General features: G+C 61.4%; 23 protein-coding genes and 1 pseudogene. 10 read left to right on the forward strand and 14 right to left on the reverse strand.

The features are described 5' to 3' along the window. Positions 1-561: 561 nt before the first annotated feature. The 3 genes from ASG92_RS30250 to ASG92_RS05585 form a co-directional block, all read right to left on the reverse strand. Positions 562-696 (reverse strand): hypothetical protein, encoded by a 135-nt coding sequence (locus tag ASG92_RS30250; protein WP_277308102.1) that lies wholly within the window; start codon positions 694-696, stop codon positions 562-564. A 509-nt stretch (positions 697-1,205) separates the two neighbouring features. Beyond that, positions 1,206-2,000 carry a hypothetical protein gene (locus ASG92_RS28140; protein ID WP_157372111.1) on the reverse strand — a complete coding sequence of 265 codons (795 nt, stop codon included), beginning with the start codon at positions 1,998-2,000 and terminating at the stop codon, positions 1,206-1,208. A gap of 338 nt (positions 2,001-2,338) precedes the next feature. Then, positions 2,339-2,821 carry a nuclear transport factor 2 family protein gene (locus tag ASG92_RS05585; protein ID WP_056625649.1) on the reverse strand — a complete coding sequence of 161 codons (483 nt, stop codon included), beginning with the start codon at positions 2,819-2,821 and terminating at the stop codon, positions 2,339-2,341. Between the two features lie 329 nt (positions 2,822-3,150). Here ASG92_RS05585 and ASG92_RS05590 point away from each other — a divergent pair, with 329 nt between their 5' ends. The 8 genes from ASG92_RS05590 (at position 3,151) to ASG92_RS05625 (ending at position 12,148) form a co-directional block, all read left to right on the forward strand. Then, entirely contained in the window at positions 3,151-4,194 is a 1,044-nt protein-coding gene (locus ASG92_RS05590; protein ID WP_082579323.1) for an LLM class flavin-dependent oxidoreductase, read from the forward strand. Next, positions 4,191-4,934 carry a hypothetical protein gene (locus ASG92_RS05595; RefSeq protein WP_056625652.1) on the forward strand — a complete coding sequence of 248 codons (744 nt, stop codon included), beginning with the start codon at positions 4,191-4,193 and terminating at the stop codon, positions 4,932-4,934. The genes ASG92_RS05590 and ASG92_RS05595 overlap by 4 nt, the downstream gene beginning before the upstream one ends. Beyond that, the gene (locus ASG92_RS05600; RefSeq protein ID WP_200951890.1) at positions 4,931-5,509 is read left to right on the forward strand and encodes a flavin reductase family protein; all 579 of its coding nucleotides are present in this window, start codon (positions 4,931-4,933) and stop codon (positions 5,507-5,509) included. The genes ASG92_RS05595 and ASG92_RS05600 overlap by 4 nt, the downstream gene beginning before the upstream one ends. Before the next feature lie 75 nt (positions 5,510-5,584). Beyond that, positions 5,585-6,499 (forward strand): nuclear transport factor 2 family protein, encoded by a 915-nt coding sequence (locus ASG92_RS05605; RefSeq protein ID WP_056625658.1) that lies wholly within the window; start codon positions 5,585-5,587, stop codon positions 6,497-6,499. 325 nt (positions 6,500-6,824) lie between these two features. Further along, positions 6,825-7,847: a 2-phospho-L-lactate transferase gene (gene cofD, locus ASG92_RS05610; protein WP_056625661.1), complete on the forward strand. Its 1,023-nt coding sequence runs from the start codon at positions 6,825-6,827 to the stop codon at positions 7,845-7,847. Positions 7,848-7,956: 109 nt separating this feature from the next. After that, entirely contained in the window at positions 7,957-10,542 is a 2,586-nt protein-coding gene (locus tag ASG92_RS05615) for a bifunctional FO biosynthesis protein CofGH (RefSeq protein WP_056626030.1), read from the forward strand. 113 nt (positions 10,543-10,655) lie between these two features. After that, positions 10,656-11,366 (forward strand): 2-phospho-L-lactate guanylyltransferase, encoded by a 711-nt coding sequence (cofC, locus tag ASG92_RS05620; RefSeq protein ID WP_162256302.1) that lies wholly within the window; start codon positions 10,656-10,658, stop codon positions 11,364-11,366. After that, positions 11,351-12,148: a coenzyme F420-0:L-glutamate ligase gene (locus ASG92_RS05625; RefSeq protein WP_056625670.1), complete on the forward strand. Its 798-nt coding sequence runs from the start codon at positions 11,351-11,353 to the stop codon at positions 12,146-12,148. Before cofC ends, ASG92_RS05625 begins: the two co-directional genes overlap by 16 nt. Positions 12,149-12,247: 99 nt before the next feature. Here the strand turns inward: ASG92_RS05625 and ASG92_RS05630 are convergent, their stop codons facing one another. From ASG92_RS05630 to ASG92_RS05680, 11 genes are all read right to left on the reverse strand, one after another. Next, the gene (locus tag ASG92_RS05630) at positions 12,248-12,862 is read right to left on the reverse strand and encodes a TetR/AcrR family transcriptional regulator (protein ID WP_056625673.1); all 615 of its coding nucleotides are present in this window, start codon (positions 12,860-12,862) and stop codon (positions 12,248-12,250) included. A 208-nt stretch (positions 12,863-13,070) separates the two neighbouring features. Next, positions 13,071-13,817 (reverse strand): SDR family oxidoreductase, encoded by a 747-nt coding sequence (locus ASG92_RS05635; protein WP_056625676.1) that lies wholly within the window; start codon positions 13,815-13,817, stop codon positions 13,071-13,073. Continuing rightward, positions 13,804-14,505 (reverse strand): NADPH-dependent F420 reductase, encoded by a 702-nt coding sequence (gene npdG, locus ASG92_RS05640; RefSeq protein ID WP_056625679.1) that lies wholly within the window; start codon positions 14,503-14,505, stop codon positions 13,804-13,806. Before npdG ends, ASG92_RS05635 begins: the two co-directional genes overlap by 14 nt. A gap of 124 nt (positions 14,506-14,629) precedes the next feature. Beyond that, positions 14,630-15,439, reverse strand: a complete 810-nt coding sequence (locus ASG92_RS05645) for an LLM class F420-dependent oxidoreductase (RefSeq protein ID WP_240987019.1) — start codon at positions 15,437-15,439, stop codon at positions 14,630-14,632. An 81-nt stretch (positions 15,440-15,520) separates the two neighbouring features. Beyond that, entirely contained in the window at positions 15,521-15,871 is a 351-nt protein-coding gene (locus ASG92_RS05650) for an EthD family reductase (protein WP_056625683.1), read from the reverse strand. An 85-nt stretch (positions 15,872-15,956) separates the two neighbouring features. Further along, positions 15,957-16,988 carry an ABC transporter permease gene (locus ASG92_RS05655; RefSeq protein WP_240987020.1) on the reverse strand — a complete coding sequence of 344 codons (1,032 nt, stop codon included), beginning with the start codon at positions 16,986-16,988 and terminating at the stop codon, positions 15,957-15,959. A gap of 4 nt (positions 16,989-16,992) precedes the next feature. Continuing rightward, the gene (locus tag ASG92_RS05660; protein WP_200951892.1) at positions 16,993-19,539 is read right to left on the reverse strand and encodes an ATP-binding cassette domain-containing protein; all 2,547 of its coding nucleotides are present in this window, start codon (positions 19,537-19,539) and stop codon (positions 16,993-16,995) included. Between the two features lie 38 nt (positions 19,540-19,577). Continuing rightward, positions 19,578-20,708, reverse strand: a complete 1,131-nt coding sequence (locus tag ASG92_RS05665; protein WP_157372112.1) for a substrate-binding domain-containing protein — start codon at positions 20,706-20,708, stop codon at positions 19,578-19,580. Between the two features lie 95 nt (positions 20,709-20,803). Further along, complete coding sequence (locus ASG92_RS05670) at positions 20,804-21,331, reverse strand: nuclear transport factor 2 family protein (protein WP_056625686.1); 528 nt, start codon at positions 21,329-21,331, stop codon at positions 20,804-20,806. 629 nt (positions 21,332-21,960) lie between these two features. Continuing rightward, positions 21,961-23,442: an aldehyde dehydrogenase family protein gene (locus tag ASG92_RS05675; RefSeq protein WP_056625690.1), complete on the reverse strand. Its 1,482-nt coding sequence runs from the start codon at positions 23,440-23,442 to the stop codon at positions 21,961-21,963. Positions 23,443-23,491: 49 nt separating this feature from the next. After that, positions 23,492-24,544: a zinc-dependent alcohol dehydrogenase family protein gene (locus tag ASG92_RS05680; RefSeq protein WP_056625694.1), complete on the reverse strand. Its 1,053-nt coding sequence runs from the start codon at positions 24,542-24,544 to the stop codon at positions 23,492-23,494. A 337-nt stretch (positions 24,545-24,881) separates the two neighbouring features. Between ASG92_RS05680 and ASG92_RS05685 the strand changes: the two genes are divergently transcribed. After that, positions 24,882-25,286 carry a MerR family transcriptional regulator gene (locus ASG92_RS05685; RefSeq protein WP_240987021.1) on the forward strand — a complete coding sequence of 135 codons (405 nt, stop codon included), beginning with the start codon at positions 24,882-24,884 and terminating at the stop codon, positions 25,284-25,286. A gap of 215 nt (positions 25,287-25,501) precedes the next feature. After that, positions 25,502-26,268: pseudogene (locus ASG92_RS27115) on the forward strand (glycogen debranching N-terminal domain-containing protein); the annotation flags it as partial. Positions 26,269-26,276 lie beyond the last annotated feature (8 nt).

Genomic DNA, 26,276 nt, shown 5'->3' on the forward strand with positions numbered 1-26,276 from the left:
GCAGGCAATTACAAATCGGTTATTCTCATGACCAGTGCCGTCCGGACGGCGGCATGACACTCATCCGGGAATCAATTTCCCCACGAACCGCGAAGAGCCCATTAACGTCTCCCTACAGTTGCTCTGATCAACGGTCGTCGTGACGCGCTGGTCTGGCGTGCTGAACATCCAGTAAATCGCTTGAGGAGAACGCCCTCACGAGTAGCGCGTACTCGTCTTAGACCCCCGCCGCGTCTCCCGCTTACTTGGAGTACCCGCCATCCGCGCATTGAGTACGGCGCGGTCCTTTTGGCGCGGTCCTTTTAAGGGGATTCCAGCGGCCGCAGATAAGGATATTTCTCTGGCCGCCATCATCATGGCCAACCTGTCAAAAGCCATCGGAGCGCCCAGAACTGCGATCCTCAGCTGCTTCGGTCAAGCCCACGACGCCTTCGGCTTCCCCGCACGGCAATCCGACGCGGCTGCCACCGCGCACCGGTGACCCGGAGGAACCCCGCGGTCGGGCCTTGCTATTCGGCGGCTCGCGGCTGCTGTCCTACGTCCTGATCGCCCTCGCCGCGCTCATTGCCTTTGTCGGGTCCAATCTGGTGGCCGCCGCTCACGCAAAGACGAACCCGCGCCAATTTTCTTGAAGGTGGCGAGGTGGCCAACGTTGAGCAGTGCGGTGCCGTCGGAGATTTTCAGGAACGTGGTCATGGGATCCTTGGGATGGTGCCGGTTTCGCACCCTACCGCTGGTCACCTCCTGACTGTCATGACGGCTGGCCGTCGGCCCAATGTTCAGTTGCATGTGATGGACCACATGCCGATGATTGTGGACATCGCTTAGTCGGCCGGGTCGCAGGCGTCGACACCGCAGGGGCACGGAGCAATCTACATCCAGCTGAGCATTGAGGCGCACGCCGACGGCCACGACAGGCTGCGTCTCAGCTGCACGACGCCGGCGTCTTCGTCTCGGAGCTCATCGGCAACCGGGAGCCCCGCGGCATCGTTCACTCAGCCGCCCACATCCGTAATGTCAACGAACTGATCGAGCTGGCACAGGAACGCCGGGATGTAACGGCCAGCGCCTACGACCGCTATGACGAGCACACCCATCGCGCAGCCTAAGCCGTGGACATCCTCCTCGCCTGCCGCGTCCTGATTGAGGCAGCCGACTTCAATCTGCGGACCATGTCCGCCCAGGCAGCGTAACCGAAAACGGCGCTAACTGCCCCAGTAACCCTGCAGCGGCTTGCCGAAGGTGAGGCCCTTGTACTCGCAATAAAGCGAATTTTCGATGTCCCAAGTCCTGGTACGTACCCCCACCGAGCCGCTCAGCTTGAAGGCCGTGATTGGCGAGCCGAAGTTCCTTAAGGCCGTCACCGGATCGTTGTGTTCCGTGGCGAATGTTGTACGCCCCGGCCGGATCTCGTACGTGTCGGGCAGGCTGACAAAGCCATCACCCACCTCGGCACCGTTTTCCCGGACAGCAGTGACGTTGAGCGAGTCGCTGATCTCAAGCCCGACCGGAATAGAGAACCTGTTGTCGAGGACGTACGTCAGCTTGTACTCCTCTAAGGGACCGCCACCCGAATAGGTAACTTCGGCTTTGACGATCGTCAATGTCACCCCCTTGTCGGCAGGACACGTGGGCTCAGGAGCTGGGCTGGGTGGGGCAGCGGGCAACGCCGCGGGCTGTTCAGCGACGGGCTGGGGCGGCAGTGCCTGGACTTCAGCAAAGGATTGCTCTGGAAAAGGCGTTGGCGTAACAGGCTCGAAGTGGGCCGGCGCCGATACGGCCGGCCATGCACCGACGGTAACCCGCTCCGGCTCCGGGCTTTCCGCCTGCTCACTCTCAACAGGAGGGGTGCTGGTCGGCACCGCTGCCGGTGACGAAGCAGTAGACGTGGACACCGCATTCGACGGTGCACCTGTCAGCACGGACTGACCAATCCGGACGCCGATGAGCACGACAACCACCAGCACCAGGACGACGCCCATGGCGATGGCGGCAATCATCGACGAACGGAGGGGCCGCCTGCTCCGAGACTCTTGATTCACCGCATCAGTGTAGGGCTGCGGCCGGGAGTTTCAGGCGGCCGCCACGAAGTCTGCGCAACTGTGACGCGCGCGACACCACCGTGCAGAGACATTGAACGCAGGCGCCGGCATGCCATCACATGACCGCCTCCGCAGACACTCACCTGACCAGCCAGCGGGGCGGACGCGTGGGGTCACCGGATCACACAGACCGGACCGGCCGGCGATCCGGTTTCTGCCCCTTCGGTCCCCTGAGCGGAACCGAAGGGGCATGGGCTCCCGCGATTTCGTCTGCGCAGGCACGTCCAGGAGCAGGTTCAAGACGCAATGGTTGGTAGTACAAGACGATCCCCGGGCAGTCCGCCCCCGATTGACCGCTCGGGCCACGTGATGTCGAGTCGCGTGCGGCTGATGAGCCAAACTCCCGACTCGAGGCGATACTCGTCGGCATACGTACCTAGGAGGATCCACCGATCCTGAGTCGGGTCAGTCTGGAGATCAACGAGGTAGGCCCGACCCTCTGCTGTCTCGGGGTCGGTGAACTCGACCCAGTGGTTCGTGATCACGTGGTGGAACGGGTAGGCGCCCGTGTCCGTTCTGTCGTATTCAACAAACGCAGAGCTCAAGCCGTCGACAATAGCCGAGCGCCCTTCCCACTGGCCCCGGCCGACGTCGCAAACGGCATCGTCAGTGAAGAGCTCGCCCAACAGACGGGCGTTGTTGGTGTCGAGGAGATGCCCGTACTTGATACGGAGATTCCTAATCTCCTCAATGGCCAGAAGCCTTTCGATGCGTTCCATTTTTGCCTCTTTCTCTGCGTCTTACGGGTGAACGGGAAAACACTTTGGCCGCGGGCGGGCTGCTGGAACCCAACGCGCACAGCCTGCGGGCGAGTGTTTCCGCTCGCAAATGAAGACTAGACCTTCACATATGTGTGAAGGTCAAGCGGATGCTCGGAGGAGTTCGACATAAGCGCGGCACCAGGGTCCGGTTCTTGCCCCCCCTTGGCCGTGGCGCACCGCTCCGTTTGATGGTTCCCGCCGGTCCCGGCGGCGGATTTGACCTTGACATGGATGGCAAGGTTTACGTTGGTTCTCATCGCAAACAGCGGCAACGATGAGGAGGAAATTTGAAACTGGGAATCTTGGACTATGCGCCTATCGATGAGGATGCGACGACGTCTGAAGCACTAAGGGCGTCCACTCGACTTGTGCAGTTAGCGGAACGGCTCAACTATTCGCGCTTTTGGGTGTCCGAGCACCACGGTATTGAGGCAATGGCGAGTGTTTCGCCCGAGGTCCTGATTGCTCATCTCGCTTCCGCCACCTCTCGGATTCGGATCGGTTCGGGCGGAGTGATGTTGCCGCATTACAGCAGCGTGAAGGTGGCAGAGAACTTCAAGACGTTGGCGGCATTGAATCCGGACCGTATCGATCTGGGATTCGGCCGCGCCCCGGGAGCTAATCCACGGCTAAGCACTGCATTGAACGACGAGAAGTCGGGCTTGCTGCCATACCCACAAAAAGTGGCCGACCTTCTCGGCTTCCTTACCGGTGGCCATGGCGCGGACTCCCAATACAGGGGCGTATCCGCGAGCCCGGATGCTGGATCCCTGCCGCTGCCTTGGGTTCTTGGAGCAAGCGGGTCAACGGCGGAGCTGGCCGCGACCAACGGGATGGGGTTCACGTTCGCCCATTTCATTAACGCTGGCGCCCGTGGACCGAGGGCAGCTGAGCAGTACCGGCGGGATTTCCGCCCTAGTGCGTTCCTGGCGGAACCAGCGGTGATAGCCGCCGTGTTTGTCGCCGTGGGCAAAGACGAGACCGAGTCGGCTGACTTAGCCGACGCGTTCCATCTCTGGCTCTCGCACGCCGAGGGCGCCTCACCCTTCCCACGGATCCCTTCGCTAGAGAGGACACGGAACCACAAGTGGAGCCCTATGGAGCTGGCCGCCCGCGAACGCAATCAGGGCCGGGTCATCGCGGGCACTGCGGCACAGGTTGCGCAGTCCCTCCGAGACCTTGCCGATAGCTACGGGACGGACGAGGTGATGATCAATCCAATGATGCCCGGGGAACATCGCAGGGCTGCTGCCCTGGAATCACTCGCGGTCGAATTCTCGCTGTCCAGGCTTGGGGCAACGCCCCTCGCGGAAGCGATCGCGCAGCCATGACCGGAATGTCCCGCAGAAGTCACGCAGCACTCTCGCTAGCGCACCGTTGGTTCGCCTTTCTGGAGTCGCCCGCCGGTAACGTTGAGGAACACCTGGACCTCTTCGAGAACAATGTCCAGTTGACGGGACGTCGAGGTGAGGTTCATTTCGCTCACGGGCATCTGGAGTTGGCACGGTGGTTCCGAGCCGTTCCCGATGAAGTCAGCTCGCACCGCATCCTCCATTCCAATTGGACGGAGCGGACCGGTGTAGAGGGCACCCTCGACTTCCTCGTCGCCTACCAGACACCAACCGCGAACGGTGGTGTTGGCGGGTCGATCATTAGCTACCAAACCGTCGTCTCATTTGTGGATGAAATTCCCCGGTTCGTGGCACTCGATAAAACGCCGATACTGCCGAATACAATGCGCGACTATGCACCCACTTGGGCGGAACATCGAGTCTCCGGATTTGTGCACGCACTATTGGGAACGCAACTGACCCACGCAGAAGCCGCTGATGCCCTCCGTGACCTCACCAAGGGGGCATCGAAGGTAGACGTTTGGGCACCTGCACGCGAACGCTCCCCCGCGTACGACGCGTTCCTGACCATCGGTACCGCTGACGGAAACCTTCACACGGCCGCGTGGAGATTCCAGGACGACGGCGATACTGCGTTCCCAGCGCCGCTGCAGATCGCGCCGCTGCGCCGTAGCACGGTGCAGGACGACCGTCGCCCGGACTCGAGGAGCACCCGGTGAGCGGAACCTGCGAGCCAACTTGGGGAGGCGTGCTTGCGGCACGTAACAACCGGCACAGCACGCCGCGCCCCGGCGACTATCCGCGCGTGAACAGTCGGGCCCGGACCATTTCGGGCGCCAGCTTCCGGAAAGCCATGGCCCACGTCGCCACCCCGGTATCGGTCGTGACCACGGTTAGCGCGGGCACTGCATACGGAACCACCGTCAGCGCGTTCTTGTCGCTCTCGATGCACCCTCCGATGGTCCTGATATCCCTGGATGCAGGGTCTAACCTCCTCGCCGCCCTCAAGCCTGGCAGCCCGCTGGGGGTGAATGTCCTCGGCGAGGGTCAGGGCGCGATTGCCCGCCATTTCGCGACCAAAAGTGAGAACAAATTCGAGGGCATCGTATGGCAGTCCGACGCTGGTGCGCCCCGGCTCCCAGAGTTGCACGTCTGGATAGCCGGCCGCGTTGCTGAAATCACGCCAGCCGGAGACCACATGCTCGTTCTCGTGAATGTAGAAGAAGCAGACCCTGGCCGCGGCTCACCCCTGACCTATTGGAGCGGGGCCTTTGGTACCCATTCAGCAACTTAGGCAAGTGTCCCAAAACATCGGCAAAAGTTCGTGCCAAGAGCCATCACATCAGACCACTCACTACGGAGATAAGAATTGACCATAAGAGACGACGTCTTGTCCGTCCTCGAATCGTTCCTAGCCGGATGGGCTGGTGGCGACGGAAAGTCACTAGGCCATGCATTCAACGCATCAGCGTCGATACATAGCAGCGCACACGGCGAAGCCTTCGGAGCCGAGAACATCGCCGCGCTTCTCGCAGCCGATCATGGCAACGCCATGCCTATTCAGCTTGTCTCTACCAACCAGTATGTGGCAGGCAACGACACCCACACCGTCCTGACCGCCTACCTGTACGGCCATGTCACCGATCCCACCGCGAGCGCCGCCGTCTTCGGAGCGGTGCTAGTCGCCGACCTCACCCGCGGCGAAGACGGGTGGCGTTTCAGCGATCTGAAGCTGTCGATCCCTTGGACCGACGGAGACTCATCCCGATTTTCCCGCTGGAAAGTACTGCCCGGACAGGGATGGAAACTCGGCGACCCCACGCCTACCATCGTGAGCGAACTGGACTCCCCCTGGGCGCGCGGCGTTCCTCCTCTATCATCCACGGACGCAGTCCAGCAGGTCGCGGACGCCTACACGCGTTATGCCTGGGCAATCGACCAAGGCGACATCGGCCTCTTGAGTGGGTGCTACACCGAAGACGCGTTCGGGGAATTCCCGCCTATGGGCCACCGCGACGGACGTCACGAAATCATTGGACAGCAGAAGGAATTCCGTCGCCACTGGCCCTGGATGCAGCACTTCGGCCGCCCTTTGAGCATCGAGGTAGGTGAGGATGAAACGACCGCTCATTTGGTCATCGGGCGGGTCATCCCCCAAAAGCCGCTTACCCCCGACGGCCAAGACATGTACGGAGCCCATTACAAACTCGACCTTCGCCTGGTACACGGCGCGTGGAGAATCTCCTACTTCGACTACCGCCCCGGCTGGATCACAACGGACTGACGCCGCGTATAGCGATTGGCCGATTCCAGTAATTGTTGCAACACCCGGGACATGGGGTGTTGCAACGGCCGTTAACCGGTCATGCCCGTACCTTCCCTGATTCAACCACGTAGGTCGGCTGATGCGGACCCGAGCATGTAAAGGGAGACGGCGAGCCCGAATCCACACCGAGGCGAGCACTACCCACACCCCGGCTACGCAGCCAACCAACTGTTGACACCCTGTGAGACGCAGGTAACATTATCGAAGAACAAGCGATTGTTCGTTTGTCTCGGAACGTTGAAGTTCCTTGCTCAAAGCGGCGGTGAGAGGTCGGTGCTTCACGATGAAGAGAATCACGGTTCTGGCCGGTGGTGTTGGTGGTGCCCGATTTGTTCGGGGTCTGCTCGCGCACCTTGCCGCAGTCGCTGCTGAGTCCGGTCCGGGCGCTGTCGACGTCACTGTCATTGCCAACACCGGAGACGACATGTGGCTGAACGGCCTTCGGGTTTGTCCGGATTTGGACACCATCATGTACACGTTGGGTGGCGGAGTCGATGAGAATCAGGGCTGGGGCCGAGGTGGAGAAACCCTGCGGGCGTCTGCTGAGATCAGCGCCTACGGCCGTGGATGGGACTGGTTCACCCTTGGCGACCTCGATCTGGGCACGCACATCGTCCGCACCGACATGTTGCGCGAAGGCGCCAAGCTGACCCAAGTAACTGAGGCACTGTGCCGCCGCTGGCGTCCCGGAGTTCGGCTTCTTCCCATGAGCGACGGGCAAGTCGAGACCCATATTCGGCTGGCCCGGGAAATAGATGAACATCAGGCCGGTGACCTGATCCATTTTGAGGAATGGTGGGTGCGCTACCGCGCCGGCGTCCCGGTCACTGAATTCATCCAAGTGGGACTGGACCAAGCGGCCGCCACGCCGGAGGTAATTGAAGCCATTTCTTCGGCGGACGTCATCATCATCCCTCCTTCGAACCCGGTTGTTTCGGTGGGGACCATCCTGGCCGTGCCCGGCGTCCGCAACGCCCTGCGCAGCACAGCGGCCCCGGTCGTCGGTCTTTCCCCGATCATCGGCGGTGCAGCAGTGCGCGGCATGGCAGAGCAGTGTCTGGAGACCGTCGGCGTCGACGCCACTGCGCTTGGCGTGGCCAGCCTCTACGGAGCCCGAAGCCGCGGCGGGGTCCTGGACGGGTGGCTCATGGATAACGCAGATGCCGAATATCTCCCTGCACTTGAAGATTTCGGGATCCGGGGCTCTGCGGCCCCACTCTGGATGACGGACATCCACACGACCGCAGCCATGGCATCTGAAGCACTGGCCATCGCTTCGTCCGTTTCCCCTCACGCGCCCCTGTAGTCACCGCCTTGACACGTTATCGGCGCCGTCCGGCGGCAAAACCTGTTGTCCCTACCCCTGGAGTTTGATCATGAGCGTGATGGAAACATTTGTCCCGTCGGACAGTGCAATGCGGAGGGCACTACGCCGCGCCGATGATGGGGTGACACTCAACCCTGACGAGGCTCAGACGCTCCTTCACGCCCGAGGAGACAATCTCAAACGGCTGATGACCTCGGCAGCCCGGGTCCGCGATGCTGGACTGGAACAGGCCGGCCAGTCCGGCATAATCACGTACTCGCGCAAGGTCTTCATCCCGGTAACCCACCTGTGCCGTGACCGCTGCCATTACTGCACCTTCGTGAGCACCCCAGGCAAACTTAAGAAGGCCGGAAAAGGCATCTTCATGTCACCGGACGAAATCATCGACGTCGCGCGAAAGGGCGCCGAGCTGGGGTGTAAGGAAGCGCTCTTCACCCTCGGGGACCGACCTGAGGACCGCTGGCCCGCGGCACGGGAGTGGCTTGATGCCCATGGCTATGACTCAACCCTGGACTATGTCCGTGCGATGGCGGTCAGGGTTCTGGAAGAAACGGGTCTACTCCCACATCTGAATCCGGGCGTCATGACGTGGGAAGAGCTCCAGCGGCTGAAACCCGTCGCACCATCCATGGGAATGATGCTGGAGACAACGGCCACACGGTTGTGGTCAGAGAAGGGCGGGCCGCACTACGGCTCCCCGGATAAGGAACCTGCCCTGCGGCTCCGGGTTCTGGAGGACGCGGGACGTTCCAGCATCCCGTTTACCACAGGGATCCTGTTGGGAATCGGCGAAAACTACGCCGAGCGCGTCGACGCGATCTTCGCGCTCCGGGCCGTCCATCGCCGATACGGCAACATCCAGGAAGTCATCGTCCAGAACTTCCGGGCCAAGGACGCAACGGCCATGATGGCGGCACCTGACCTTGGAACGGAAGAGTACGTGACCGCCGTAGCCGTCACCCGTCTCGTGCTGGGACCCAAGATGCGTCTCCAGGCCCCTCCGAACCTCACCGACAGCGACGAGCTGGCCCTCCTGATCAGCGCTGGGATCGATGATTGGGGCGGAGTCAGCCCCCTTACTCCTGACCACGTCAATCCCGAACGCCCATGGCCACATCTGGATGATCTTGCCCGTTTGACGGCGGCCAGCGGCTTCAGCCTGCGCGAACGTCTCACCGCCCACGCACGCTACGTAAGGGAAGAGGATCCGTGGCTAGATCCGCGCATTCTGCCCCACGTTCGTGCGCTGGCTGGCCCCGATGGGCTGGCTGTCGAGGGGCGCAACCCCGTAGGGCTGCCTTGGCAGGACCCCGACGTGGAGTGGAGTACCGTCGGTCAGGGCCGGGTCAATCTGCATACAGAGATCGACACTGTAGGCCGCACTGGTGACCGCCGGAGCGATTTCGACGGCGTCTACGGTGACTGGGCGGCGCTCCGGGAGGACGCAGCCGGCAGCCGCAGACCAAGCCACTCCCCCGACAGCCACGACGCCCGCGAGATCCGCCAGGTGCTCGCCCGAGCGGAGAACAACCCGGCAGGACTCTCAGATGCCGATTACGTCCGGCTACTGTCGTCCGAAGGACCAGAGCTGGAGGCACTTGCCGCGCTGGCAGACGCCGTCCGGGTGCAGACCGTCGGTGATGAAGTGCGCTATGTCGTCAACCGGAATATTAACTTCACCAATGTCTGCTACACGGGCTGCCGTTTTTGCGCCTTCGCTCAGCGGCGGACCGACGCCGACGCCTACACCCTGTCGATGAAACAAGTTGGGGACCGCGTGGATGAGGCCTGGGCAATCGGCGCGACGGAAATCTGCATGCAGGGCGGCATCCATCCCGATTTGCCCGGAACGGCATACTTCGATCTTGCCCGCGAGGTTAAGAAGCGGCAGCCTGAAATCCACCTGCACGCCTTCAGTCCGATGGAAATCGTCAACGGGGCCTCACGGCTTGGGATGTCGTTCGAGGAGTTCCTGACCGAGGCACGCGCCGCCGGACTCGATACGATTCCGGGCACCGCCGCGGAAATTCTCGATGACGACGTGCGCTGGCTGCTGACCAAGGGAAAACTGCCCGCGGCGACCTGGATCGACATCGTCAGCACCGCGCACCGGCTCGGCATTCGCAGCAGTTCGACAATGATGTACGGCCACGTCGACAATCCGACCCACTGGGTGGGACATCTGCGCACCCTGTCCAGGATTCAGGATGAAACCGGTGGATTCACGGAGTTCGTTCTGCTGCCGTTCATCCACACCAATGCCCCGGTCTATCTTGCGGGCATCGCGCGACCAGGACCAACGATGCAGGAAAACCGGGCCGTCCATGCGGTTGCCCGCCTGATGTTGCACGGCCGGATTGATCACATTCAAACCTCCTGGGTAAAGCTCGGCACTGTGGGCACTCAGCTCATGCTTCAGGGCGGAGCCAACGATCTCGGCGGAACTCTCATGGAAGAAACAATCAGCCGCATGGCAGGCGCCGACAACGGTTCTGAGAAGACCGTTTCGGAACTTGAGGACATGATCAGCTCCATTGGCCGCATCCCTCTGCAGCGCACTACGACCTACGGGGCCCCGTCCGAGGAACGCCTTGCTGTCGCACGGAAAAACGCCGACACGGGATTCGCCGCCACCGGCAAGAATCTTCGGCTGCTCCCCTTGTCGCTGAAGTAGCGGCGGCCAACCCACGAAAGGAGCTTTCCATGACCAACGGCGGCTCTCCCGCCGGCCCCTCCGGAGGCACCCCCTCATACCCGGCCAGCCAGAACGCCACATGGTCACTCATCGTGCCTTTCAAGGGAGGACCGAGCGCCAAAAGCCGCCTTCAGGGCCACAGCGGAACAGGGAAAATAGGCCCGGCTCTTCGGCACGAGCTTGCCCTAGGATTTCTTCGCGATACCGTCACGGCGGCCGCCGCCGCCGCCAGCGTCCGGCGCATCATCATCGTTTCTTCCGACCCGGCCGCCGTGATGAACGGACCAAAAATTCTGATGCTTGCAGACCCCGGCCAAGGGCTCAATGCTGCTGTCGACGCCGGCTTCGCATTCGCCCGATCACTAACCAGTGGCATCCCAGTAGCGGCGATCACAGCCGATCTGCCGTCCTTGGCCGCCGCGGATCTCGAGTATGCACTCGAGTATGCAAAACATCATCCGCTGACGATCGTTCAGGACCGAGCAGGCACCGGGACCACGATGATTTCGGCGAGGCCGGGCGTGCGCGTACACCCTCTCTTCGGTCACCGCTCCCGCGATGCGCACCTGGCCGCCTGCCATATCTTGTCACCCATCCCTCACCGCTCAACTCTGCGGGCCGATGTTGACACGCTCGATGATCTCGCCGCAGCAGTCCGCATTGGCGTCGGCGACAACACTCGCGCTGCCCTGATCGCCTCCGGCCTCCTATCGCCCCATCCCACGCTGGACGCCGACCGCCCCCTGTCACGCTCATCCGAAAACCCCATCGTGCAAAGGAAATCATCATGTCCGGTGTTCTAATCACCCCTCTGAAGGGCATCCCCGAGATTGCGTCCAATGACAACCTCGCTGGGATCATCGGTGCCGCCTTAGTGAACTCACCCGAAGGGATCCAAGACGGAGACATACTGGTCGTGACTAGCAAGATCGTCTCCAAAGCCGAAGGCCGGCAGGTTCCGGCCGTCGACCGTGAAGCTGCCATCACCGCCGAAACAGTCCGGCTCGTGGCCAGCAGGCCTTACCCGGGCGGGCTTACCCGTATTGTCGAAAACCGGCAAGGGCTGGTTCTTGCCGCCGCCGGCGTTGACAACAGCAACACCCCGGAAGGCACCGTCCTGCTTCTTCCCATCGACCCCGATGCCTCCGCTCGGCGGCTCTGCGAAGATCTGCGCCAGCAGTTCGGTGTGACCATCGGAGTGGTACTCAGCGATACCCTCGGCCGGCCGTGGCGCGAAGGCCAGACAGACGCTGCCATCGGCGCGGCTGGCTTGCGCGTGCTGGAAGACTACCGGGGAACTCACGACCCGCACGGAAACCTTCTTCTGGCGTCCGCGGCGGCCGTTGCAGATGAGATCGCGGGTGCTGCGGATCTCGTCAAAGGCAAGTCCAGCGGGTGCCCAGTCGCACTGGTGCGAGGCCTGGGTCATCTGGTCCTCGAAGACATCGACTCGCCCGCAGGTTCAGCTCGTAGCCTGGTCCGGCCTGCAGCACAGGACATGTTCAGACTCGGCAGTGACGAGGCATACTCCAACGGTTACAAGGATGGCCAGAACGCAGCGTCCCCGTCGAGCCCCCGGGGCTGATAGCCCCGAATGAAGCTGGGAACGAAACCTGGAAGCCCGGCCTTCTAACCCGATCAGGGTAAGAGGGCCGGGCTCCGGCGGGCCAGCCAGCAATCCCTGTCAGCGACGCTGGTCGACTCTGGCGTCGGCGTCGGGGACGTTGAGTTCGCGGAGGGCCAGCTTGGTGTAGATGGCGACGATCTCGTCCAGGCTCATCCGTCCGCCGGGTTTGAACCAGCTGGCGATGTGGGTTGCCTGGGCCACGAAGCTGTACACGTGAATTTTTGCGTCGATTACGTCGGCGAGTCCTGCGCGGCCGGCGTCCTCAACGAGCCCCTGCAGGAACAGTTCGTATTCGTGGCGCTTTTCGATCACCACATGGCGTGCACCGTCGGAGAGAGAGCGCAGTTCAGCGTTGCCGATGAACACCTCCTGAGCACGTTCTGCATGGAAGGTCAGGTGGGCCGCCAACACGGCCTCGAGTCTGTCGATGGCGTCCCCGTCGACCATGGCCGCCTTGCGGGCGCTATCCAGCAGGTCGTCGATGATCCCGCCCATGATCTGCAGCAGCAGGTGTTCCTTGCTGTCGATGTGGTTGTAGAGACTGCCCACCATCAGGCCAACTGCCGAGGCAACCTGCCGGAGGCTCGTCGCATCGTACCCGCGTTCAAAAAATAGCTTTGCCGCCTCTTCGCGGATAGCTTGGGCAGTCCCGCGTTCCGCCGTTGCAACCATTTACGCCACCTCTCGTATCGTCGATGTGCCAAGTTTAACGCACGGACATTCGTTTGCTTGCTATTTCAGCTTTCAAAGCCTGAAGCGGCACTCGTCGGAGCCTACTGGCCGACCCGCACGCTGGTCAGGAACGCATGTCTCTGCGTCTGCGCCTTAAACAAGGCGCAGACGCTGAGACATGCTGCTGTCCTTACCCGCTCCTACGGGTTTACTCGGCCTGCGCGATGGCTGGCAGTCCTGTCGTTTCACCGCCGTCGGCCACGAATTCGCTTCCGGTTGAAAATGAGCTCTCATCGCTGGCCAGGAGAACCACGAGGTTGCTGATCTCCTCAGGATCCCCGGCCCGGCCCTGGGGTACATGGCTGAAGTCCATGTACAGGCCATCGATCATTTGGGTCCTGATGTTGCCCGGGTGTATTGAGTTCACGCGCACGCCGTGCGGCGCCAGCTCGATGGCGGCGTTCTTTGTCAGGCCGCGAAGACCCCATTTGGAAGATCCGTAAGCGGTGAACCCGGCAAATCCTTTGAGTCCCGCGGTGGAAGAGATATTGATGACGGACGACGGCGAAGATCTCTTGAGCTCGTCGGCAGCTGCCCGGATACCCTTGAACGCTCCTGTGAGGTTGATGCCAAGCACGAGTTCCCATTCCTCATCGGAACATTGCTCAACACCACTGTGCCTCAACACGCCGGCGTTGTTGACCAGGACATTCAAACCACCAAATTCCCTTACTGCCACCGCAACCGCGCCGTCCCAGTCGGCGCTATTTCGAACGTCCAGGTGCACGAACCTAGCGCTCGGCCCCAGTGAATCGGCGAAAACCTTGCCGCGTTCATCGTCTACATCACCGATCACAACACTGCCGCCGTGCTGAACGATGGCCCGCGCGTGGCTGGCCCCCATACCCTGGGCGGCGCCGCTGACCAGCGCCACCTTGCCCTCAAGCCTTGGCATGTGCCACCGCTTCGACGTTGGTCAGGCCGACTCCGGCGTGCGTCTTGTACCTGCGATTGACGGCAATCAGATTGGCTGTGAGACCTTCCACAGCACCGGCGGTGCGAAGCTTGCCGGCGTAGATGCCACGCATCCCGGGGATGAGGCGCACCAGCTCCTGCACCTTTCTTGTGCTTTCGGCGTCGTCCCCCAGGACCATGACATCCGTGTCCACGGTTTCCGCTGTGAGGTCGGAAAGCAGCACGGAAGACACATGATGGAAGGCTGCCACAACATGCGAATCCGGGAGGACAGCCTGTGCCTGCTGCGCCGCGCTGCCCTCCTCTACAGGAGGGGCATACGCTCCGCCCTTGTCAAAGGCCAACGGGTTGACGACGTCGATCACGACCTTTCCTCGGGCGGCATCGCGGATTTGTTCCAGCGTTTCCCGGTGGGCGTCCCACGGTACTGCGACCACTACGACATCTGCGTTCGCGGCGCATTCGATCAGGCCCGTGCCTGTGAGGGAATGTGCTGTCGGGATGCCGCTGCTGATCCGGGCTGCTGCCTCTGCGGCACGTTCTTCGTTGCGGGAGCCAATCGTGACGGGGAGGCCGGCAGCGGCCCACCGGTAGGCGAGGCCGCCGCCGAGGGCGCCTGTTCCGCCGAGGATTCCGATCGAAGGCAGCGGGGCGTTGTCGAGTTGCATGATGATCCTTGGAGCTCGTTGAGGCAGTATTTGGGGATCCCGTCATTGACCGATGCGGATGTGAAATCCGCCCGCGGCCAACGACGCGACCAGGGCATAACTGTGTGCAGTGCAGGTGAATCGCTTACTGCTGGAATTCCTGCATGGCCTTCGCTGCGGATTCCAGGTTCTGGAAAGCCTGGCTTGGGTCTGACGGGTCGATCCAAAGGACAGCTCGTTCGATACCCTGTTCGGCGTATTTCTCCAGCACCTTGGGGTCTGGCGGGGCGGACGCTACGGCCACTCGCATGGTCTTCGGGTCACGCCCGGCTTCCTCCACGATTTCCCAGAATTTGGGAAGGGTCTTTTCCAGCGTGGGGTCATCCGGCGGCGGAACGATGTACAGACCGTCGGCCCATTCCGCGGCGTGCTTGAACGTCGTGGGACCAGCACCGCCGATGAACACTGCCGGGCCGCCTGCCTGCTGGGGCTTGGGCCACGACCAGCTCGGGGCGAGGTGGACGTGTTTGCCCTCGTAGCTGGCCTCGTCCTGGGTCCAGAGAGCCCGCATCGCGGCGACCTTCTCCTTGACGATGCTGAACCGCTGCTTCCAGATCACCCCGTGGGCTTCGGCTTCGTCGGCGTTCCAACCGAGACCGACGGCGACGGTCAGACGCCCTCCTGACAAATGGTCGAGAGTTGCAAGTTGCTTGGCTTTGGAGATCGGGTCGTGCTGAGCGATCAGGCATGCGCCGGTCCCGATATTCAGCTTGGTCGTGGCCGCGATGTAGGAAAGCGTGACTACCTGGTCGTACGTGCGCAGGTAAAAGTTGGGAAGCTCACCTCCTCCATACGCAGCCGGGTACGGCGTCTTCCTCGACGTCGGAAAATGAGTGTGCTCGGGCACGTACAGGGATTCGAAGCCGTAGGCTTCCATTTCCTGTGCGAACTTCACGGGATCCGGTCCTTCATCCGTGAAGAAATAGACTCCACCAATATCCATTGATCTCAGGTCTTTCTGTAGAAGGGGTTAGACTTAGTCGTTCTCGACGACGGCGAAATCGTTCACCACGATCACGGAGTGTTTTCCCAGGAAGTTGGGCACGTCAGCCAACGCAGCCTGCCCGGCTTCCGTGGCCCAGCCCTGTTCCATGGCTTCCTGGCTTTCGTATTCCAGGATGGCGATCCCGTCGATTCCGAAGTCGTTGTCCGGTTCGCCGGCTTCGGGGACAATGTGGCGCTGGACGTACCGGGTCACACCGGGGACCTTGGATGCCAGAGGCGCGTGGACATCCCTCCAGTAGGTGCAGAACTGGTCGAACGACATTCCAGGCTTGCGGCCTAGGAGGGCCATGGTCTTTACCGGACGGACGCTGTTCTCGGACATGGTGTTCCTTTCAGTTGTGTCGAATGTGACTGTCGGCGGCCGCTGTGCCGCTGGCAGAGAGCAGAGCTCTGCTCGGAAGACAGGGCTAAGCGGGTCTTTCTTGCCGGCCTCGTAACGGCTTTAGTCGGATCAGTAGGGTCTTTCCCTTGACGGATTGGAGGCCCACGGCCACCGCGATGACGGCCGCTTGGATGAGAAGCTGAGTCGACGACGGAGCGCCCAGCGACAGTACGAGCTGAGTCAGCTGGCTGAGGAAGAGCGCCCCGATCGCCGTGCCGAGGATCTTGCCTCGGCCGCCGTTGAGCGCCGTGCCGCCCACGACTACTGCGGCAATAGCCGGCAGCAAGTACTGGTTTCCAACGTTTGTGTTCGGTGTGCTGATGTATCCGGCGAGAAGGACACCGGCGCCGCTGTAGCAAAGTGCAGCAGCAACATAGCCGCTGACTTTCAGGCTGACCACCCGTATGCCGGCTATCCTCGCGGCGGATTCGTTGGCACCGACCGCGACCAGACGCCTGCCCCATACGGTGCGCTTCGTGGCAAGGGCAACCACAACCACCAGGAGGACCGAAAGCCAAACGGTGTTCGACACGTCCAGGGTCTTGTCCAAGGCGAAGTCCGAGACGGACTGGGGAGCGCGGGTGGGAGTACCTCCGGAGTAGGCAAGTGCTGCTCCAAGCAACAGGGCGTTCATGGCCAACGTCGCCACCAGCGGAGTGACGGAGAATACCGCTATGACCAGTCCGTTGACCAGGCCAACGGCTACGGCGATGAGGGCAACAACGGCCAGGGCGAGGGCCACGTTATCGGAGTTTTTTGCCGCGAACTGTGTACTGACCAATGCGCCCATTGTCATCATGCCGGGAACGGACAGATCGATGCCTTTGAGCATCACGACAAGTGTCTGACCGATGGCTGTGATGGCGAGGATGGCGGCAAAGGGCAGCAGTGAATCTATGGAGCTTCTGGAGACACTTCCCGGGGCGATCAGCCAGCTTAGGAGGAAAAGACCGACCGTCGCGATGAGAATTGGTGAGCGGGTGAGTTGCTGCGCGACGGAACGTGCTGTTCCACCACCTGTGGTCCGGGTTGTGGCGGATTCGTTCGTGATTGTCATGGTTCTACGTCCGTTCCGAAAGGGAGCGTGTCTTTGAGTAGAAGGCCGCGGCGGCGAGCGTGAGTCCGCCAATAAACCACTGCTGCCAGTACATTTGGAGGCCCAGGAACTGAACCACGGTGTTGGCTTGGATCACGAGGATGGCCCCCATGATGGCGCCGAGGAACGATCCGCGGCCGCCGAAGATGCTGGCACCGCCCAGGACGACAGCTCCGATGCTCGCCAGCGTGTAGCTGTCACCGATGCTGGCATTTCCGGTTCCTGCCTGGGCCATGAGCATCAGTGAGGCCGGAACGACCAAAACCGAGCAACCGACGTAGGCGGCCAGCACGACCAGGTTGGACTTCACACCCACTTTTTTGGCCGTCGCCGGATTCGACCCGACTGCCCTGAGCCTGACCCCGAAGAGGGATTTATGGAGGATGACCTCAAGTACGAGGGCAATAACGATCGCTCCGACCAGCATCCAGGGCAGGAATCCCAAGGATGAAGAAACCATGCCGGTGAAGGTCGGGTCCATGCGTCCTCCGGGAAGGGGCCGCAGAAGATAGGCGAAGCCCTGGAGTGCCGTGAAGGTGACCAATGTGGCAATGAGTGGAGTGATCTTGACTATCGTCGTCAGGAACCAGTTGACCACTCCTACGGCGGCCGCAGCGAGCGTGACTATCAAGATGCCTATGGCAATGCCGGCGGGCGATCGGAACTCTGAAAGTACGAAGGATCCCAGCACCACAAGGAAGCCGGCCAACGGACCCACGGACAGGTCTATGGCGCCGACCATCATGACCAGCTGTTGGGCTATTGCGAAGAACGCGAGGATGGCGACGAGCGGCAGAACGAGCCCGAAGTTGCGGGGCGTGAGGTAGAAGCTGCTTTGTGATGCGGCCACGATTCCGAGGACGATGGTGGCGATTAGGAGCACGCCTCCCGGCATCAGATCATTCTCAGCCAGCTGCCGCTTCCATTTTTTCTCGGGGCGTTTCGCCTCAGTTGCAACATTGCGGTGCTGGCTGGCAGTGAGGGCGGCCTCAGTGATCCGACGTTCGGAAACCTCGTCACCGATGAGTTCTTTCGCGGCGTGGCCTCGGGAGAAAACGATGACGCGGTCGCACAGCTCTTCGAGTTCGGCGGCTGAAGAGGACAGGACAATAATTGATGCCCCCTCTGCGGCGGCCGTCCGAAGGATTTGGTAGATCTCCCCCCGGGCTCCGACGTCGACGCCCTGGGTCGGCTCATCCGCCAACAGAACGGGCGAACCGCCTAGCAGGACGCGGCTCAGGACGACCTTCTGCTGGTTTCCGCCCGAAAGCGTATCGATGTCGACGTCAGCCGACGGGGCCTTGACGCGGAGGGCGGCGAACTGTTTGATCACTGACTTCTGTTCGCGCCGGGAGCTGACTATTCCTGCCTTGGCGAACTGTGTGATCGAGCCGATGGATGCGTTCTCGCGCAGGCTTAGCCGCGAGAAGTTCCCTTCGTTGTGTCTGTCATGCGGCAGGTAGACGATTCCATCGCGCGTTGCGTTCGTCGTGCTTCCCAGCCTCACATTGCCACCGTTGACGGTGACCGAACCCTTGCTGCGTGACAGGCCCGCCAAAGCGCGCAGGGCGTCACGCTGGCCTTGACCTTCGATGCCGGCGAAGCCCACGATTTCACCTTTGCGGACTTCCAGATTGAGGTCTGAGAACCCGTGTCCGCTCATCCCCTCGATTTTCAGCTGTACGGGGGCTCCCGGGTCCAGGGTTGTCGCCCTGGCGACTTCCCGGGACTTCTGGTGCCCGACGACGAGGTTGACGATGTCCTGCTCCGTCATCTCGCTGGCAGGGAAGGTCCCTTCCAGCGCACCGTCACGAAGTACAGAGATCGTGTTTGCGATCTTCTTCACTTCGTTGATCTTGTGGGAGATGTAGACGACCGCCCCTCCTCTCTGAACGACCGCGTCAATCAACTGGAAAAGCTCCTCGACCGCGGCGGGAAGGAGATGTTCCGTCGGTTCGTCCAGAACGACCACTTTAGGATCCTCCGCCATTGCCCTGGCGATTTCCACGACGAACCGTGCGTCCGGTTTGAGGCTGCCGACGAGGGACCGAGGGTCGATGGAGGCGACGTTCTTCCAGCCCTCGAGTATTCCTTCGGCCCAACGGACCTGCTCGCTGACAGTTGGACGCAAAGCCTTCGGCATTCCCAGCCGCATGTTCTCGGCCACAGTCAGATGGGGAAGCAGGGCAGGCTCTTGGTACACAATGGCCAGTCCCTGTTCGCGGCTCCACTGGGGTGTCGGGGAGTCGGTGGTGGCGCCGCCGATCTGAACGGAACCCAAGTCGGGTAGAACCGCCCCGGCTGCCACGCCCACAAGGGTCGACTTGCCGGCACCGTTCTCACCGACGAGAGCGTGGACCTTACCCTTTTGGACGTCGAGGGAAACGTTTTTCAGAGCGTGGACGCCCGGGTAGCGCTTATCGACGCCCTGCAGACGGAGTACCAACTCGCCGTCGTCTGAGGCGGGGCCTGGTTCTGTCTGAACCAAGCCTTCGGGATCCTGTTGGATCACTGTCATCTCCTTGTGCACAGTTCCATGGACCGAGGAAGTCACTTGAAGACTGCTTTCAGCTTCTCCTGCGAGAGGGCGGAGGACAGGTCAGCGTCCGGCGGCAGGTCCTTGTGGCAGGTGGGAAGCTTTCCGTTGGCTGTGTCGATGAAGGTCGGCAGCTTGAAGAGTTCCGGTTCGTTGTCCGGGAGCTTGTTCAGTGCAGCGAGTGCTTTGCGGCCGGCGATGCGGACCACCGTAGTGGTGCCGTCCAGGGTCAGGAGCTGGAAGTTGGGGTTCTTGTCCTTTTGCTCCAGCCAGAAGCAGCCGAGTTCGTTGTCCGTCGCGGAGGTGGCGAGGGGAGGAATGGGCCGGTTTGCGTTGACCATTGCGCGAAGTCCGCCCAGATCAGCGACGCCGTAGTCGGAGGCCCAGCCATCGATTTTTTCGAACTTCGTGAGCACACCGGACATCGCGCGTTGCATGTAGGCCGGGTCCCAGCTTGAGGCGATGGGGTCAGGGGTTGCGATTTTGAATGCGCCGGTCTGATTATTGGTCGCCTGGATTCCCTTGAGGAGTTCCACTGTTGAGGGGCTCCCGCTGGGGAGGCCGCCGGTGAAGATGACATTGCCTCCGGCAGGGACCTGCGTGGCCAGCCACTTGGCCATGGTGTCGCCTTCGGTCTTGAAGTCATAGGCAACGTAGCCGTCGTAGTCGGTTCCGACTTTGCCGCCCGGGTCGGCGATGTAGGGGACGACAACGACGCCGGCCTTCTTGGCGTTGGAGAGTGCGCTCAGCGCCTGGCTGCCGAAGTCGTCGTAGGTGACAATGGCGTCGTAGCCCTGGGCGCTGTACGAGTTGATGGCGGTGATGTATTTCTGCAAATCACCGTCGGCCTGGGAATAGTCGACCGTCACGTTCTTGCACGCAGCGAGTTCGTCTTTGAGCTCGGCCTCGGTGATCTTGCGCCAGGAGTTGGCGCCGAATCCTGCCACGTGGGCGATTTTGATCGGCCTGTCGCCGCACAGCTGATCGACCGGGAGCGGGTTGCCCCCTGCGTTGGAGGCCGCGCCGGTTGGGCCTCCAACGGAGGTTGCGTTGGGGCCTTCGACAGTGCAGCCGGTGAAGAGCAAGGCGGTCAGCACTGCGGCGGCCGTCGAAAGGGTCCGCCGGGAAGTTAGCGAGCATTTCATGATGGTTCCTTAGAGGGAGAATCTGTGTGACGCGGACGCACCGTTGCTGTCCACGGCCTCGCGCCGCGAGGGCGGCGCGGAATATCAGAGGTGCCTTAGTTCCGGAACTGCTGTTCGACCCAGCCTTTGTCCCAGTTAGAGACCTGGTGAGTGCGGCCGATCAGTTCCTCGAAGAACCATTTGCCGTCCCGTTTGACGAACTTGTCCGAATAGGTGACGGTGAGCACGACGGCGTCCTTCTTGTCGGAATCGTCTGTTTGCTCGATAGTGCACAGGCAAAGCAGGTAGAAGGTGCCTGTCGCATGCGTGCCGTCCTCTGAAACCACGATGTTGGGCGCCATCACGAAATGCAGGGCCCACGAGATCCTCTCGGACAGAGCGGCAAAGTGGTCTCGAATTTCGTCGCGGCCTACCAGGGTGGCCCCTTCGCCATCGACGATCCACCGGCCGTCTTCAACAAAGAGGGCAGCGATGCCGTCCGGGTTGTAGGAGTCGTCGCAGTAGCCGGCGTATGTGTACTTGAGCTTCTCGATTGCTTGCACATCCTCGAGTCGCGTGAGTCGCCGGCTAAGCTCCTCAAGCGTTGCGGTGGGACTGCGATCTTCATTGATTTCAATAGACATTTCAGGGCCTCTTCTGTCTGAGACATAAATGACGTCTCGGGGCTGCTTCATTGCGGCTCATGCGCCGACGGACTACCTCGGCAGGCTGGTTCAATACGAACATACACTAGTTTGCTGTGATGCACACCACTTGTCAATGCATTTACGGGAAATTGGTTTTGTGTCTTTTTTGATTCAAAACAGTCCAGACTCACGCCCCTGGGAAAGGGCACGCAAAAACCCCACAAGTGAACCAGACGATTACTTGGGGGTCCGTTGATAGGGCGTTTGCGGAGGTGAAATACGCGCTGGATGGCGCCGGGATCAATCCAACTCTGCACGGAGACGCCGCGAAGGCGGTTCCATCGCAGACAGTTGCAAAGCCGTCGCAGCTGGGCTACATAGTCAAATCCCGGCAAAAGTAATTAGCCGGTGATCAAATCATCTCCCCGGCAAGGATTTAGGAAGATCTAGGGATATCAAACAGTTCGCTCACCGAATGCAGCCGCAATTTCGAAATGCCACTTATCGGCTCAGGCTATACCTGTATATGTCGTTCTTTATGAGTCCGATTCAATTTTCATCAATAGTTGTCGATAATGCCCGCGCTCGGCTGGCCAGCCCTCTGCAGGACCAGCCAGCCGTGTCGCCTAGTCGCCGGTAATGGTCTCGATGCCGGCCGAGTTCGTGGACAAGGGATTGGTGAGGATCCCCCGCATCACGATGCTCTTGATCTGCGTGAGCTCCTCGAGCGTGTACAGGAAGCCTTCCCGTCCGATGCCACTCTTCTTGTAGCCACCGAACGCACTGCCGTCGGGGCGGTAGCAGTTGCCACCGTTGATCGAGACCATTCCCGTCTGCATGCGACCGGCAGCGTAGAACGCCTTGTGGAAGTCGGTCGAGAATACGGCGCCGCCGAGGCCAAAGGAGGACGCATTGGCAATGTCAATCGCTTCGTCGATCCCGCGGAAAGGCATGAGCGCGAATACCGGCCCGAAGATCTCGTCATCGGTTGCAATCCCCACCTCCCTGGTAATTTCAAGGATCGTGGGTTCGATGAAGGCACCATCGCGCTTGCCCCCGAGTCGGACCGTTGCACCTTCCGAGACCGCCTGCTGAATCTGGTTCTCGACGTCCTTGGCAGCCCGTTCGTTGATGAGGGGGCCGATTTCGGTGGACGGGTCGGTTGGATCACCAGCCTTCTTGCCCTGGACCTGCTCCGTCAGCTTTTCGAGGAACTCGCTGTAGCGGGATTCCTCGACCAAGATCCGCTTGGTCGCAACGCAGACCTGTCCATTCCCATAGAGCCGGCCGATTGCCGCATGCTGAACCGCCAGATCAATGTCCGCGTCTTCGCAGACGATGAAGGCATCGTTGCCGTTGAGCTCCAGGAAGGTGCGGACGACGTTGCGGGCGGTATTCTCGCCGATCATCTCGCCCACCTTCGTGCTTCCGGTGAAGCTCAGTCCGTTGATCAGCGGACTCCGGGACAGGTAGTCCCCTGTCACGGATCCTGACCCGGTGACGATCTGGAGCGTGTTTCCCGGAACGCCTGCCTCCAGAAGCAGTTCTGTCATTCGAATACAGGTCAGCGAGTCGTCCTGCGGCGGCTTGACGATCACGGCATTTCCGCCAGCGAGAGCTGCGCCGACTTTTTGCGCATAGAGTTCGGCGGGAAAATTGAAGGCCAGGATCGCCGCAATGACCCCCAGGGGTTCACGCTTGGTGATCAGGAGGTCGCCTTCGAGGCCTGGCTGTATGTCCAACGGAATGGACTGGCCAAAAATCCGCTTGGATTCTTCAGCGAACCCTTCAAAGATTCGGGCGGCAGTTTCCAGCTCGTTCCGGGAGTGCGCGAGAATCTTGCCGCTCTCCCCGGCGAGCAGTATCGAAAGTTCTTCGATGTTCTGGCGCAGTGCTGCGACGAACTTTGTGAGGATCGCCGAGCGCTGATGCGCCGGTGTTTCGGCCCAGATCTTCGCACCCTCCTGCGCATGCTCGAGGGCCTCCTGAATATCCTCCACCGAGGCCGAGGGGATGGTGTCGATCACCTCGTTGGTGGCGACATTTAGGGTTTCAGAGAAGCTGCCACCGCGGGCGTCGCGCTTCTCTCCATTGATAAGCATCTTCATTGTCAGAGCCTTTCACCAGTTCAGGAATATCGTTGTGCGTTTGGGGTTGTTACCAGCGGTTGAGGACGCTGATGCCGCTGCCTTTGAAATCACCCATGGAGGAGATGATGTTGCCGGCCTCTTCAAGGCCGACCCGGTTTGTGATCATGCTGCCGGGATTGAGCACCCCCCGCTCGACCATGCGCATCATGTCCGGGTAGCGGGAGACTGGCATGTTTGCGGATCCCACGATCGACAGCTCCTGGAGGACGATGCTGTCAATGGGCAGGGCGATCATGCCCTTTTCTTCCTTTGATGTGAGCCCGACTTGTAGCAGGCGCCCTCGTTTGCGCAGGCTATTGACGGCCGCCTGGCAGGTTATGGAAATACCAAGTGCGTCCACGGCCACGTGGACTCCGCCCTGAGTGAGTTCGCGGATCGCCGCGACGGGATCTTCGTTCCGTCCGTTGACGGTGGCGACAGCACCGAGGGACTTCGCCAGGGTCAGGGAGTCTTCGTTGATGTCCACGGCAATTACGTTGGCGCCCATCGCCGAGGCAATGTGGATTGCCGACAGGCCCAGGCCTCCGCAACCGTGGACGGACACCCACTCCCCCGGCTTGACACTGACCTGGTCCACGATGCCGTGGAATGCGGTCATGAACCGGCATCCCAGACCAGCGGCGGCGTCGAAGTCGACATTGTCCGGGAGACGGACCAGATTGCGGTCGGCGTCGGGGACCTGCACGAAGCGACCGTATCCACCCCAGTAGTTGGTGCCGGCGAAGGAGACGTTTTCGCAGATGTTGTTGTGTCCGGCGAGGCAGTACTCACAATGTCCGCAGCCGTGAGCATGGGGAACGACTACACGGTCGCCCTTCTTGTACCGCGAGACTTCGGAGCCGACCTCTTCGATGACGCCCGCGAACTCGTGGCCCATCACATGCGGAAGATCCAACTTCAGGCCCAGCCAGTCCCAGTCACCCATCCAGAGGTGCCAGTCGCTTCGACAAATACCGTTGGCTTCGACCCTGATGATGACGCCCTTGGCCGTCAGCTCGGGCTCCGGGACATCCAGCACTTCGAGTTCTTTGCCGAATCCTGTAAGTACTAACGCTTTCATGTTTCTCCATCCGTGGCCGCAACAGCCAGATCATCCTTGATCGCAATCGAGACGAACAATCGCTTGTTCTTGCTATTTCAATGTTACCTATGTCTCACTCGCTGTCAATCGGGACTAACCGTGACTTTGGGGCTGCCGCCAGGCTTCTTCATGAAAGGGCCAATCCGCTCTTTCAAATGCCGGGACCATGGACCAATTGACTGGCGCATGTTCGGGCGTCTCTCTGGTTCGAACGTCCCTGTATCGTTGAACTCAACATAACCCTTCACATGAATGTGAAGGTCAAGCCGACGGCTCGTGGCTTCACCCAACTGGGATGCCGCCCAACGAAAGAAACATGATGAAGATTGGTGACCTGGCCGAGGCGACAGGCGTCTCGACGCGGCTACTGCGCTACTACGAAGAGCAGGGTCTGCTGCACCCTGACCGCTCGGCCAACGGCTATCGGAGCTATCCGTACGGCGCAGTGGAAATCGTTAAGCAGATCCGGGCACTCCTTCACGCTGGCCTACCCACCGAGGTCATTCGGTGTGCCTTGCCTTGCCTGGACGGTCACCACATTGATGTTTCGGAGGAGCCCGACGGCCCACTCGCCACCCGCCTGCGTGAAGAAGTAGCCAACATCGACGAACGAATCCGTTCCCTCACCCGCCACCGGAACATGATCAGCGAATACCTGGCTCCGCTCAATCACCCCCGCGCATCCTCAAAGCTCTCAGGTCCCGTCCGCGATCTGCCCTAGCGCGCCGTTCGCGGCCCGATTCCGCTGGGTCCTCCCCCGGCGCGCCGCGCAAGAAATTCGATGCGAGACAGCGGGCTTGGGGACGCTGGCATCACTGGGCACACAAACGTAGCGTCAATTCACAGACTGTGCAGGGACCAGCGCGGAAACGGGGATCCGCGCGACACACCGCCGGGTGCTGAGCGGTTTGAAGTCAATCCTTTGAAGGAGCAGGGATGGCTGGCTGGAATTCTGACACTGCTGCCGGGCCGATGGGGTCCGGATCGGTCACCTTGGTGGAGGGCTCATCTTTCTGCATCTCCTCGGCGGACGGCGATATTAATCCGGAATAGCCCCACGGGGTGTTCTTGAGGACACCCGCATCCTGTCGCGGTGGAATCTGACCGTCAATGGGAGCAGTTGGAGCCGCTGGCCGCGAAGACGAAGGAACCGTATCGCGCCCTGTTTGCAGGCCGTGTTTCCCGCACAGACGGGTAGGCGGACAGCCCCCTGATCGTCGAACGACTCCGCGAGGTGGGTGCCGGAATCCTGGAGCAGATCACGGTCCAAAACTACTCGCCGGCCCCGGCCGAGTGCGTCGTTTCCCTTAGGGCCGAGGCTGACTTCGCGGACCTCTTCGAGGTGAAGGACGCGCGCATCCAACGGCGCTGGGACGAATCCCGCGAAACGGATGGCGACACGCTGACCATCCGGGCCGCCTGGCAGGACGTCCGGAAGGGCGTCGTCGTGTCGGCCAGCGGCGCCGACGTCGCACCGGAGGCCCTGACGTACCGCACCGTTGTCCCGCCGCACGGACAAGGGAGCGCCACGTTGATGGTGGCGCCCACCGCGGACGGAAGCGGTCCGGTGGCGCCCTTCGTTCGGCCGAACGAGGGCGCAATGTCTCCACGCGACCCTGCGCCGGCAGCAGTGGGTGTCCAAGATTCCGGTGCTGCACATGGGCAACCGCTCTATCGAACGAGCCCTTCGGCGCAGCTACGACACCGCAGG

This window comes from Arthrobacter sp. Soil736 (assembly GCF_001428005.1).
Classification (GTDB): Bacteria; Actinomycetota; Actinomycetes; order Actinomycetales; family Micrococcaceae; genus Arthrobacter.